The sequence below is a fragment of the Arthrobacter sp. C9C5 genome (genome assembly GCF_013359735.1).
In the GTDB taxonomy this organism is placed as follows: domain Bacteria; phylum Actinomycetota; class Actinomycetes; order Actinomycetales; family Micrococcaceae; genus Arthrobacter.
On sequence record NZ_JABFMX010000009.1, the window covers coordinates 147,449 to 159,285 of the forward strand.

The 11,837-nt window shown below is 71.2% G+C and carries 10 protein-coding genes; 6 read left to right on the forward strand and 4 right to left on the reverse strand.

Translation table 11 applies throughout. From position 1 onward, the window contains the following. Positions 1-2 precede the first annotated feature (2 nt). Both hutG and HNO80_RS09270 read right to left on the reverse strand, forming a co-directional pair. On the reverse strand, positions 3-974 hold the full coding sequence (hutG, locus tag HNO80_RS09265; protein ID WP_175322556.1) for a formimidoylglutamase: 972 nt from the start codon (positions 972-974) through the stop codon (positions 3-5). Between the two features lie 235 nt (positions 975-1,209). Continuing rightward, positions 1,210-2,652 (reverse strand): NCS2 family permease, encoded by a 1,443-nt coding sequence (locus tag HNO80_RS09270; RefSeq protein WP_175322557.1) that lies wholly within the window; start codon positions 2,650-2,652, stop codon positions 1,210-1,212. Between the two features lie 112 nt (positions 2,653-2,764). Here HNO80_RS09270 and HNO80_RS09275 point away from each other — a divergent pair, with 112 nt between their 5' ends. Continuing rightward, positions 2,765-3,433, forward strand: a complete 669-nt coding sequence (locus HNO80_RS09275; RefSeq protein ID WP_175322558.1) for a copper resistance CopC family protein — start codon at positions 2,765-2,767, stop codon at positions 3,431-3,433. Positions 3,434-3,447: 14 nt separating this feature from the next. Here the strand turns inward: HNO80_RS09275 and HNO80_RS09280 are convergent, their stop codons facing one another. After that, a complete protein-coding gene (locus HNO80_RS09280; protein WP_175322574.1) occupies positions 3,448-4,089 on the reverse strand; it encodes an NAD(P)/FAD-dependent oxidoreductase in 642 nt (213 codons plus the stop codon). Between the two features lie 379 nt (positions 4,090-4,468). Here HNO80_RS09280 and HNO80_RS09285 point away from each other — a divergent pair, with 379 nt between their 5' ends. The 5 genes from HNO80_RS09285 to HNO80_RS09305 all read left to right on the forward strand — a co-directional run bounded on the left by HNO80_RS09285 (position 4,469) and on the right by HNO80_RS09305 (position 11,403). Continuing rightward, complete coding sequence (locus HNO80_RS09285) at positions 4,469-5,506, forward strand: universal stress protein (protein WP_175322559.1); 1,038 nt, start codon at positions 4,469-4,471, stop codon at positions 5,504-5,506. 47 nt (positions 5,507-5,553) lie between these two features. Next, on the forward strand, positions 5,554-8,370 hold the full coding sequence (locus HNO80_RS09290) for a PEP/pyruvate-binding domain-containing protein (RefSeq protein ID WP_175322560.1): 2,817 nt from the start codon (positions 5,554-5,556) through the stop codon (positions 8,368-8,370). A gap of 60 nt (positions 8,371-8,430) precedes the next feature. Further along, entirely contained in the window at positions 8,431-9,531 is a 1,101-nt protein-coding gene (locus tag HNO80_RS09295; RefSeq protein ID WP_175322561.1) for a LolA family protein, read from the forward strand. An 83-nt stretch (positions 9,532-9,614) separates the two neighbouring features. After that, positions 9,615-10,541: an ABC transporter ATP-binding protein gene (locus HNO80_RS09300; RefSeq protein WP_175322576.1), complete on the forward strand. Its 927-nt coding sequence runs from the start codon at positions 9,615-9,617 to the stop codon at positions 10,539-10,541. A gap of 7 nt (positions 10,542-10,548) precedes the next feature. Next, complete coding sequence (locus HNO80_RS09305; protein WP_349627297.1) at positions 10,549-11,403, forward strand: ABC transporter permease; 855 nt, start codon at positions 10,549-10,551, stop codon at positions 11,401-11,403. A gap of 28 nt (positions 11,404-11,431) precedes the next feature. On the opposite strand, the gene HNO80_RS09310 is transcribed toward HNO80_RS09305, so the two are convergent. Beyond that, on the reverse strand, positions 11,432-11,837 hold a 406-nt coding region (locus tag HNO80_RS09310; protein WP_175322562.1), incomplete at its 5' end, for a C40 family peptidase.

An 11,837-nucleotide genomic window follows, 5' to 3' on the forward strand; every position in this document is an offset into this window, starting at 1 on the left:
GGCTACCGCAGCAGCGTGTTGATCAGCCGCGCGGCGACCCTGGCGGTGCGGCCGTCGACGTCGAAGTCCGGGTTCAGCTCCGCGACATCAAGGTGCAGCAGCTTCCCGCTCGCGGCCACCTGCCGGCAGACCGCGTTGATCACCGGCAGCGGGACGCCGTAGGCGGCCGGGGCGCTCACCCCGGGGGCCACCGACGCCGGCAGCACGTCCAGGTCGATGGTCAGGTACAGCGCGTCCACCTGGGCCAGGAACGCGGCCACGAAAGCCTGCGAGGCGTCCGCGGCACAGTCCTCGTCCAACAGGTAGTCCACACCCAGCTCCGCGGCGGTCCGGAACAGCGCCTTGGTGTTGTTCGGTTCGGAAATCCCGACGACGGCGTACTTCAGTTCGCGTCCCGCGGCGGCTTCCGCCCGGGCCATCTGCAGGAACGGGGTGCCGGAACTGGGCACCGGCTCGTCGCGGAGGTCGAAGTGTGCATCCAGGTTCAGCACGCCCACCCGCAGTCCTTCGCGGACCGCGGCGGAGCCGGCCACGCCCAGGTAACTGGCGAAGGCCGTCTCGTGGCCGCCGCCGAGGACCACCGGCAGGGCGCCGGCGTCGAGCAGTCCGGTGATGGCGAGCCCGGCCCGCGCCTGCCCGGCCTCCAGCGCGTCCCCCATGACGGTGACGTCGCCGGCGTCATGGATTTCCCGGTCCAGATGGAAGGCGAGCGGGCCGAGGGCGGCGCGGATGGCGGCGGGCGCGGCAGCCGCCCCGACCCGGCCCTTGTTGCGCCGCACGCCGGCGTCGCTGCCGAAGCCGAGGATAACGGCGGGCCGCGCGCCGGCGGACGCGGCCGGCCGCGGGTGGGCAGCCGGGTGCGCGGCGTAGGGCGTCACGGCCTGCCACCAGCGGCGGTGGTCGGCGCCGTCGCCGTCGAACCTTCCGGTCCAGGGCTGCGGCGGGACATCGGTGGCGCGGTTGGCGGAAGGCATGTCCCTAGCTCACCGCAGCCCAGACCCGAAAACCAGCAGCGCCGCCGTCAGAGTGTCCGAAATCCCGGAAACTCCGGTTAAACGCCGCTTAAACGCCAACGTGGGCCCACACCCGCAGGGTTCCCTGACCGAGCTTGCGAGGTGAGGGTGCGGGTGGGGAGACAGTTCACGGCAATGTTTTTCAAAAACACTGCCGCGAACTGTCATCTCGGCGGAGAGGACGGTGCGGAGATCCTTAGTGGATGCCGAGCGCGGCCTCGATCGGGCCGATCCCGAAGAACAGCAGGAACGCGGCGGCCACGACCCACATCAGCGGGTGCACTTCGCGGGCGCGGCCCTGGACCAGTCGGATCAGCACGAAGGAGATGAATCCGGCGCCGAGGCCGTTGGCGATCGAGTAGGTGAACGGCATCAGCGTGAAGGTCAGGAAGGCCGGGATCGCGATGCCCCAGTCCTGCCAGTCGATCTTGCCGACCTGGGAGACCATCATGAAGCCGACGACGACGAGCGCCGGAGCCACGGCTTCGAACGGCACCAGGTTGATCAGCGGGGTGAAGAACATGGCAACGAGGAACAGCAGGCCGGTGACGATCGAGGCCAGGCCCGTGCGGGCGCCTTCGCCGATGCCTGCGCCGGACTCGACGTAGATCTGGTTGGAGGACACGGACGCGCCGCCGCCCACGATTGCGCCCAGGGCGTCAATCTGCAGCACGCGGTCCACGTTGGGGATGTTGCCGTCCTTGTCGATGGTGCCGGCCTCGGTGGCCAGGCCAACCATGGTGCCCATGGCGTCGAAGAAGATGCTCAGCAGGATCACGAACGCCAGCAGGGTCGCGGCCACGAAGCCGAGGTGCTCGAAGGCGCCGAACGGGTTGGCCTTGCCGATCAGGGACAGGTCCGGGGCGGCCCATTCGGTGAACTTTGGCGCCACGAGGGACCAGCCCTGCGGGTTGAAGTTCTTGCCGTCGAAGCTGGGCCCGATGTGCAGCGTGAATTCCAGGATCACGGACAGGATGGTGGAGGTGATGATGCCGATCAGGATCGCGCCCTTGACCTTGCGCACCACGAGGGCGATGGTCAGGACCAGGCCGATCACGAACACCAGCGTGGGCCAGCCCAGCAGCTTGCCGTCGAAGCCGAGGCCGACGGGGACGGTGGTGCCCGCGACGTCCGGGATGCGGCGGACGAAGCCGGCGTTGACCAGGCCGATCAGGGCGATGAAGAGCCCGATGCCGACGACGATCGCCGTCTTCAGCCCTTCCGGGACGGCCCGGAACACCGCGGTCCGGAAACCGGTGAGCACCAGGATCAGCATGGTGACGCCGGAGAGGACCACCAGGCCCATCATGTCCGGCCAGGTCAGGCCCGGGTTGGTGGCGACGGTGACGGCCACGAAGGCGTTCACGCCGAGGCCGGTTGCCAGCGCGAAGGGATGCTTGGCCCAGGCTCCCATCAGGATGGTCAGGATGCCGGCCACGAGGGCGGTCACGGCGGCGACGGCCGGGAAGCCAAGCGTTCCGCCGGAGGAATCCGGGCCGGAGAGGATCAGCGGGTTCAGGACCACGATGTAGCTCATGGCGAAGAACGTGGCGAACCCGCCACGGATCTCGCGCGAGAAGTTCGACCCCCGCTCGGAAATCTTGAAATACCGGTCGAGTGCAGAGCCCTGCTTAAGCATTGGTCCTCCGGGAGGGAAAAGGGGTGTTAGCTAAATCCTATTAGGCGTGACGGCGCCCACCCGCCAAACTCGCCTAGTCTGTAAGGAAGCCAACACTAGGAGCGGGCCAGCCATGCGTTTGACCAGACAACTTCCGGGTGCCCTGCTGGGCCTGATCACGCTGGTTGCGTTCCTGCTGGGCGCCGCGCTGCTGGGCGCCGGACCGGCGTCCGCCCACGATGCCGTGGAGTCGACCAGCCCCGCCGCCGGCGCGACGGTGCCCGCCCCGCCCGCAAAGGTCTCGCTCACGCTCAGCAATCACCCGCTGGCCCTCGGCACGCAGATCAAGGTCAGCGCCGCCGGCAGCAACTGGGCCGACGGTGCGGTGGAGATCGTCGACAACGTGGCCTCGCAGAAGCTCAAGGCGGGCGCGCCGGCCGGGCTGTACACGGTGCAGTGGCGGGTGGCCAGCTCGGACGGCCACCCGATTGAGGGCACCTTCACCTTTACCGCGGCGGGCGGCGCCTCGGCGACCGGCGCCGCCCCGGCGTCGGGCACGGTACCGACGCTGGGTACCGCCCAGCCGGGGACAACGATTGCGCCCTCGCCGGCGCCGGACGCCTCGCAGCCCTTTCCGTGGAGCATCGTCGTCTTCGTGGCGGTGGCGGTGGGCATCCTGGTGGCCCTGGGCCTGATGGCAAAGCGGCGGCTCAATGGCGGCGACGACGGCTACAGCGACAGCGAAACAGCGGGCGACGCAACCGCCAACCCGGACGAACCCGCCGGGGAACCCCGGGCCTAGGCCGGAGCCGGCTCCTAGGCCGGTAGCGCGAGCCCCGCGGACAGCAGCGAGGGCATGCCTTCCGGGTGGACCTTGGCGGAAATCGCCTGGCCCACCAGCTTGGCCTGGCGCAGGACTTCCTTCGGCGTGGGGGTAATCAGCTCGCCGACGCCGACGAGGTACATGCCGAGTGCGTGCATGGCGGCCATGAGGTTCTGGCCCGCGGCCACCCCCAGCTCGGCCAGCATGCGGCGCAGCTGGCTGTGCGCGCAGCGGGTGAGGACCAGGTGGTCGGCGTACAGGACGCCGTTTGGGGTGCTGACGGCCCACTGCTGTGCCGGGTGCCCGGTTCCGTGGAAGTCCAGGCGGCCGTCCGCGTCGAGGTGGTCCAGTTGCAGGGCGCGGACGTTGTTACGGACATCGAGGTGGTGGCTCGCGGCGTAGTTCCGCAGGTGGCGCAGGATCTCGTTGCGCTCCTGGCGGGTGGCCGCGTCCGCCGCGTCGCAGCGCTGCAGCGAGGAAGTGTTGGCCGGGTTCCCGGCGCCGAGTAGATCCAGGCCGTCCACCACGATGGCACCAACCCCGCGGCGCTGCAGCTCGCTGGCAACCGCCAGCCCGGACAGGCCCGTGCCGATGACCACAGTGCTGGTCCGTTCGATTCCGCCGTACACAGGCATGCTCGACACTGCGGGGTCCCTCCTCGAATAACGCGGGTTCCGGGCCCATGCCCGGAACGCTTTTCCGTCGATCCGTCCTGACGCACTCCGCGCGGGAGGCTGCGATCTGAAAGACGAGTCTCGGTTCAGCAACGACTCAGAGGATACCCAAGATTGCGGGCTGTGAACAGGGCCGGCCAGACTTTGTATTTTTACGGGTTTATGCAGGTTTACACCGGTTCGGGCAGGCGCGTTAACCCTTGATCCGCGGGTTTCCGGGGCCGCCGGCGGCCGTGTAAACACTGGGTAAACCTTGCCTGTGTCCGGGGTGGCAGCCGCGGCCTGACTCTTCTGGCAGAATAGCCGCAACACAGCCACGTAACGCGAGGAGGCGGACCCCATGGCCCGAGAACAGGTGCATCCGGATCCGGCGGGGGACGCGGCCGGCAACGGCTCCGCTCCTCGGGGCATCGTGGTCGGTGTGGACGGCTCGGAGCACAGCCACTGCGCCTTGGTGTGGGCTGCCCGGGAAGCCGAGCGCCGGCATCGTCCGCTACACATCGTGACCGCCTATTCGGTGCCCGTCTTTGCCGCTTCCGGGCTGGACGGCGGGTACGCGACGGTGGACGATTCGGTGATCCGCGAGGGCGCGGAGGCCATCCTGAAGCAGGCCCTGGACAAGGTGGCCGGGTACACGATCGACGTCGATGCCTCCGTGGAGAACGGCGACGCCTCCGGTGTCCTGCTGGAAATGACGGAAACCGCCGAGCTGCTGGTTTTCGGAACCCGCGGCCGGGGCGGCTTCGTGGGCAGGCTCCTCGGCTCGGTCAGCAGCGCTCTTCCCGCCCACGCCAAATGCCCCACGGTCACGGTGCCGCTGATCTGCGGCGACCGGCTGGGCGAGACCACGGAGGACAAGCACGTCCGGGCCGAGCGGGAAAAGTCCGGCCGCCAGCCGGTGGAAAACGTCGTGGTGGTGGGCGTGGACGGCTCCGAGCAGGCCCGGGTGGCGGTCCTCGAAGCGGCCGCCCAGGCCGAACGCCTCTCTGCACCGCTGCGGCTGGTCTGCGCCGTTCCGCAGTACAGCGGCTCGCTTGCCTGGGTTCCGGCCCCGATGGACCGTGAGGCCCTCTTTGCCGACATCCGGGTCCAGCTCGACGCCGGCGTGGCCTGGGTCAAGAGCCACTTCCCCCGGCTCGACGTCGAAACCCAGCTCGTCGACGGGTCCCCGATCGACATCCTCGTCGAGGCGAGCCGGCACGTGGAACTCGTGGTGGTGGGCACCCGCGGCCGCGGCGGCTTCGCCGGGATGCTGCTCGGATCCACCTCGGACGGCATCCTGCACCACGCGAAGGGCCCCGTCATGGTGGTTCCGGACCGGGAGGACCCGCGGCTGGCCGACCGGCCCAGCTTCGGACCGATGCTCGGCGACTCGTAGCCCCGACCCAGGAGCACGCGCTTCCCCAGTGAAGGAAGGACCGGCAGGTGGAACAGGTACCCGTTCCATACGAGCCGCAGCATGAGCCGGGCCCGCGCCCGGGGCTGGTGCTCGGCCTGGAGCTGGTCGGCGCGGAGCTGCTGAGCGCCGTCGGCGGCAAGGCCTCCAACCTCGGCGAACTGCTGCGCGCACGGCTTCCGGTGCCGGCCGGATTCTGCCTGACCACGCAGGCCTACCGGCGAGCCACCTTGGGTGCCGGGCTCGACACCGTCCACGCCGGGCTGGCCGCGGCCGCCCCTGGGGACCTTCCGGGACTCGCCGGACTGGCCGCCACCGCCCGCCGTCTGGTCATGGCCGCGGACATCCCGGCGGACATTGCCGAGGCCGTCAGGGAGGCCTACGCGGCGCTGGGAACGGACACCCCGGTGGCGGTTCGCTCGTCCGCTACCGCCGAGGACCTGCCCTTCGCCAGTTTCGCCGGACAGCAGGACACCTTCCTGAACGTCGTGGGCGCCGACGCAGTCCTGGCCGCCGTCCGACAGTGCTGGGCCTCGCTCTGGACCGACCGCGCCGTGAGCTACCGCGCCACCCAGGGGATCAGCCCGGCGGCCGTGTCGCTCGCCGTCGTGGTCCAGCGGATGGTGGACGCAGCCGTGGCCGGCGTCCTGTTCACCGCCAATCCGGTCACCGGCAGGCGGCACGAGGCGGTGATCGATGCCAGCCCGGGCCTCGGCGAGGCCGTGGTGTCCGGGGCGGTCAACCCGGACCACTTCGTCATTGACAGCGCAACCCGGAGAATTCTCGAGCGCCGGATAGGGAGCAAGGCGGTGGTCATTCGGCCATTTCCGGGCGGCGGGACCGAGCGGACCGCCCGGTCCGGCGCGAACCAGCAGCCCTGTGTTGACGATGTCCGGCTCCTGGGCCTGGAGCTGCTTGGCCGCCGCGCGGAGGTGCACTTCGGCGCGCCGCAGGACCTGGAATGGGCGATCGACGGCGGCGGAGCGGCGTGGCTGACGCAGTCGCGCCCCATCACCACGCTCTACCCCCTGCCGGAGCGGCGGGAGGGGCCGGAGCGGGCGCCGGTCCGCGTCGGAACCCGCGTCTACCTCTGCTTCAGCCTGGCCCAGGGCCTGACCCGGCCACTGACCCCGATGGGGCTGGCAGGCTTCCGGCTGATCGCCTCGTCCGTGGCGCGCGCGGCGCATTTCGAGGTTCCCGCGCCGCTCGACGGGCCGGCGCCGTACGTCCAGGCCGGGCAGCGGCTCTTCTTCGACCTGACCCCGGTGGTGCGCAGTGCCGTCGGGCGGGCCGTCGTGCCGCGGGTTTTCGACGTGATGGAAGCCCGCTCCGCGGCAGTGCTGCGGCAGTTGTTCGGGGACCCCCGGTTTTCCGTCACCAGCAGGTCCCCGTGGCGGCTGTTGCGGCACATCGGCCCTGTGGCGGCGCGGGCCAGGGTGCCCGAGTCGTTGCTTCGTGCCCTGTTCAGGCCCGAGGCCGCGCTGCGCCGGGCGGAACGGTTCGGCGAACGGTTCCGGGCCGCCCTGGTGGTCCCCGCCGGGTCCACCGCGGTGCAGCGGCTGGACCACGTGGAGCGCATCCTGGGCCGCGAGCTCTTCCCGGTGGTGCCCAATATCCTCCCGCTGCCGGCCCTGGGCTTTGCCCTGCTCGCGGCCGCCGGCAGGCTGCTGGGACCTGCCGCCGCCCCCGGTGCGCTGCAACCGGTCCTGCGGGGGCTGCCCAACAACGTCACCACCGAAATGGACCTGGCCCTCTGGCGGCTCGCCTCAGCCATCGGGGCCGACGCCGGCGCCGCCGCCGTCTTCGATGGCGCAGGCTTCGATGAAGCCGTCGTGCCGGACCTCGTCCGCCGCTACCGAGCCCGGGCACTGCCCGCCGTCGTGCAGTCCGGGATCGCCGGGTTCCTGGGCTGCTACGGGCACCGGGCGGTGGCGGAAATAGACCTCGGGATGCCCCGCTGGTCCGACGATCCGACCCATATCCTCGGGGTCCTGGCCAACTACCTGCGGCTGGAGGATCCGGGCCAGGCCCCGGACCGGCAGTTCAGCAAGGCGGCGCGCGACGCCGAGGCCCAGGTGGAGCGCCTGGTCACCGCCGCGGGGGAGCGGGGCAGGCTGCGGGCCGCGCTGGTGCGGGCGGCACTGAAGCGCACCCGGATGTTCGCCGGGCTGCGGGAACTGCCGAAATACCACATCGTCGAGGCGATGGCTGCGGTGCGGGGACAGCTCCAGGCCATCGGGACGGAACTGGCCGCGGCCGGACGTCTCACGGACGCGGACGACGTCTTCTTCCTTGACCTGATCGAGGTCCGTGACGGCCTCGCCGGGAGCCCGCTGCAGCACCTCGTCGCGGAACGCCGCGCAGCCTATGCCCGCGAACTGGGCCGCCGCCACATCCCGCGGGTGCTGCTCTCGGACGGGACGGAACCGGAGGCGCTGCAGGCCGGCGCCGCCGGGGCGGGAACCCCCGGAGTCCTGACGGGCACGCCCGCATCGGCCGGCACCGTCACCGGCACCGCCCGCGTCATCCTTGAGCCGCAGGGCGCGCGTCTGGAGCCCGGCGAGATCCTCGTGGCACCGTCCACGGATCCGGGCTGGACGCCGCTGTTCCTGACTGCCGGCGGCCTCGTGATGGAAATGGGCGGCCCCAACTCGCACGGCGCCGTCGTCGCCCGGGAGTACGGGATTCCCGCGGTCGTCGGGGTCCCGGACGCTACCTCGCTGATCGTCACCGGGCAGGCCGTTACGGTCGACGGCGCCGCCGGCACCGTCGTTCCGGACAGGCCGCGGGAGGCCGGCCGGCTACCGGCGGGCGGTGCCCCGGAGGAATCTGCCGGGGCACGGTGATGCCGGCCGCGTCCGGGCGTAATGTTGATACATGAGCTGCCATGATGGAGCGCGGTCGCAATGACCCGTACCTGGTTGCGCTGGCTGCCAGCCGCAACCGTTCCCGCCGTGATCGCCGCCGGGGTGCTGGCGGGATCCTTGCCGGCCAGCGCAGGGGACCCGCTGCCCGCCAAATCACCCGAGCAGGTGCTGGAGCTGATCGCCCAGCACCGCGACCCGTCCTTCTCCGGAACCCTGGAACAGACCTCGAACCTAGGCCTGCCGGACCTTCCCAAAACCGGTCCGGGATCCGCGTCCGGCGACACCGCCTGGCTGGAGCTGTTGACGGGACCGCACACGGCCCGGGTCTACCGCGACGGGGCGGACAACGCCCGCGTCCAGGTGCTGGACCGGCTCGCCGAACGTGACGTCATCCGGCACGGCGATCAGCTCTGGTTCTACAACTCCAAGGACAACACCGCCGCGCACGCGGTCCTCCCGGCCGGCGGTCATCACCCGTCCGGACAGGACTCCGTGCCGACACCGGACCGCCTGGCCGCGAAGCTCCTCGCCGCACTCGACCGGAGCAGCAACGTGAGCGTCGGGACGGATGTTGAGGTCGCCGGCCGCGCCGCCTACCAGCTGGTGCTCACGCCCAGGTCCTCGGCCACGCTGCTGGCCTCCATCTCGATTTCGGTGGACGGCCAGAGCGGAATGCCGCTCGGCGTCGAAGTGAAGGCCCGAGGCCAGTCCGATCCGGCGTTTAGCGTCGCATTCACCAAGCTTTCGCTGCGGGCGCCGGACGCCGCGATCTTCCAGTTCAGCCCGCCGCCGGGTGCCACCGTCAAGGAGCTCCCGGTCCCGGACCACAAGGCAACCGGCGCCAAGGAAAAGCGCGGCGCGGCGGCGAAGGCCAAGGTCAAAGTCAGCGGCACCGGCTGGGAATCCGTCGTCGAACTGCCGGCTGGCTCCCTGGCCAAGGCAGCGCCGGCCAAGGGAGCGCCCGAGCAGCAGGGCGGCCCCGGCAGTGCGGCGTCGTTGCTGGCCCAGGCGACGGTGCCAGTGCCCGGCGGCAGGCTCCTTTCGACCGCCCTGGTGAACGTGCTGATCCTCGACGACGGCCGCATCTTCGCGGGGTCGGTCCCGCTGGAGCGGCTCCAGGCCGCGGCTGCCGCCCGGTGACCGCCCTCCCCCCGTCCGCCGAGCTGCCGTCCGCCGAGCTGAGCATCGAGACCAGGGGCTTGAGCAAGCGCTTCGGCCGGCAAATGGCGGTCGACGGCGTCGACCTGGCCGTGCCCCGGGGCTCGGTCTTCGGTTTCCTGGGCCCCAACGGGTCGGGCAAGACCACCACCATCCGGATCATGCTGGGCCTCGCAGCTGCGTCGAGCGGCTCGGTCCGCGTCCTGGGCGAGGAGATGCCGCGGCAACTGCGCACCGTGCTGCCGCGGGTGGGCGCCCTGGTCGAGGGGCCGGCCTTCTACCCCTTCCTCTCGGGAGCCGCGAACCTGCTGCGCTTCGACGCCGCCGACCCGGAGGCTCCGGCCGGGACGCGGCGCGCGCGGGTGCGCACCGCGCTGGAACGGGTGGGCCTGGCGCACGCTGCGGACAAGAAGGTCCGGGCCTATTCGCTGGGCATGAAGCAGCGGCTGGGGATCGCCAATGCGCTGCTCGCACCCCGAGAGCTCCTGGTGCTGGATGAGCCGACCAACGGCCTGGACCCGCAGGGCACGCGCGAGGTGCGGCACCTGGTGCGGTCCCTGGCCGCGGACGGCGCCACGGTGTTCGTCTCAAGCCACCTGCTGGCCGAGGTGGAACAGATCTGCACGCACGCGGCCATCATGAGTGCCGGACGCCTGGTGGCGCAGGGCCCACTGGCGGAGCTGCGGCAGGCCGGGCAGTCCAGGGTCCGCCTGCTGACGCCCGACGCCGGGGCCGCGGCCAGGGTCATGGCCGGCCTGGGATTGACCCCCGACGGCGGCGGCATTTCCAACGGGGGGAGCGCCGGGACCTGGGGTGAGGTGCTGTATGCGCCGCTGCCTGCCGGCTCCGCTGCGGGTGCCCCTTCGCCGGAGGAGCTGGTGGCGGCCCTCGTGGCCGCGGATGTCCGGGTCCGCGGCTTCGCCGTGGAACAGGGCAGCCTCGAGGACCGCTTCGTGGAGTTGACGGGGGAGGGCTTCGACGTTGCCCAGTGATCCGACAGTGCCGCGTGCGCCCAGCCCGGGTACGCCGGGCCCGAGGGTGCCGGGCCTGCGGTTGCTCGGCTCCGAGCTGGGCGTCCTGTTCCGGCGCCGCCGGACCTGGGCCATGTTGCTCGCCCTGGCCGCCATCCCGGTGCTGATCGCCGTGGCCGTGCGGCTCTCCTCGGCGGTGCCGCCCGGGCGCGGGCCCGCGTTCCTGGACCGGATCAGCCAGAACGGGTTGTTCGCCGGCGTCACGGCCATGCTGGTCGCTGTCCCCTTGTTCCTGCCGCTCACGATCGGGGTGGTCGCGGGAGACACCGTGGCCGGCGAGGCAGGGCTGGGAACCCTGCGGTACCTGCTGGCGGCCCCGGCCGGGCGGGGAAGGCTGCTGGTGGTCAAGTTCGCGGGCGCCGTCGTGTTCGCCGTCGCGGCCCCGTTCACGGTGGCCCTGGTCGGTGCAGGCATCGGCGCGGCACTCTTCCCGGTGGGTCCCGTGACCCTGCTGTCCGGGGACTCGATCGGCGCCGCCGAGGCGTTGGCGCGGCTGCTGCTGATTGCCGCCTACCTGGCGGTGTCGCTCGTGGGGCTGTCCGCCATCGGCCTGTTCATGTCCACCCTCACGGACGTGCCCGTCGGCGCGATGGCGGCAACGGTGGTGTTCGCCGTCGTATCCCAGGTCGCCGATGCGCTGCCCCAACTGGAGTGGCTGCACCCCTGGCTCTTTACCCACCGCTGGCTCGACTTCGCCGACTTACTGCGCCAGCCCATCGTCTGGGACTCGTTCGCCGCCAACGCCCTGCTACAGGGCGGGTACCTGGCCGTCTTCGGTGCCCTCGCCTACGCCCGGTTCACCACGAAGGATGTGCTCTCCTAGGGCATCCGGGCGACGCCGATCCCTGGCATCAGTACCGGGCGGCGTAGGGGTAGAGCTGCATCCCGGACATGGACGCGAGGTCCGTCACGGTGATCCCGCTCTCCGGGTTCAGTGCCTGCACCACGCGGCCCCCGCCAAGGTAGATGGCCACATGGTAGAACCCCGGGGCGGAGCCCCAGACCAGCAGATCCCCGGGCTGTGCTGCGGCAAGCGGCACCTTCACCGGCGCCTGCGCAAACTGCTCGGCGGCGGTGCGGGGCAGGCTCTTGCCGGCCGCGGCGAACGCGTTCTGGACCAGGCCGGAACAGTCAAAGCCGTAGGCGCCTGTTCCGCCGTATTGGTAGAAGTAGGGCGCGCCTACCTTGCCCATGGCCGAGGACAGTGCTGCCTGGTTGGAACCGCCGGGGGCCGGGGCCGGGGTCGGAGGCGGCGGC

Excerpts from the sequence above, each read along its gene's own strand:
- hutG (WP_175322556.1), bottom strand. The coding sequence starts at position 974 with ATGCCTTCCGCCAACCGCGCCACCGATGTCCCGCCGCAGCCCTGGACC.
- HNO80_RS09270 (WP_175322557.1), bottom strand. The coding sequence starts at position 2,652 with ATGCTTAAGCAGGGCTCTGCACTCGACCGGTATTTCAAGATTTCCGAG.
- HNO80_RS09275 (WP_175322558.1), top strand. The coding sequence starts at position 2,765 with ATGCGTTTGACCAGACAACTTCCGGGTGCCCTGCTGGGCCTGATCACG.
- HNO80_RS09280 (WP_175322574.1), bottom strand. The coding sequence starts at position 4,089 with ATGCCTGTGTACGGCGGAATCGAACGGACCAGCACTGTGGTCATCGGC.
- HNO80_RS09285 (WP_175322559.1), top strand. The coding sequence starts at position 4,469 with ATGGCCCGAGAACAGGTGCATCCGGATCCGGCGGGGGACGCGGCCGGC.
- HNO80_RS09295 (WP_175322561.1), top strand. The coding sequence starts at position 8,431 with ATGACCCGTACCTGGTTGCGCTGGCTGCCAGCCGCAACCGTTCCCGCC.
- HNO80_RS09300 (WP_175322576.1), top strand. The coding sequence starts at position 9,615 with ATGGCGGTCGACGGCGTCGACCTGGCCGTGCCCCGGGGCTCGGTCTTC.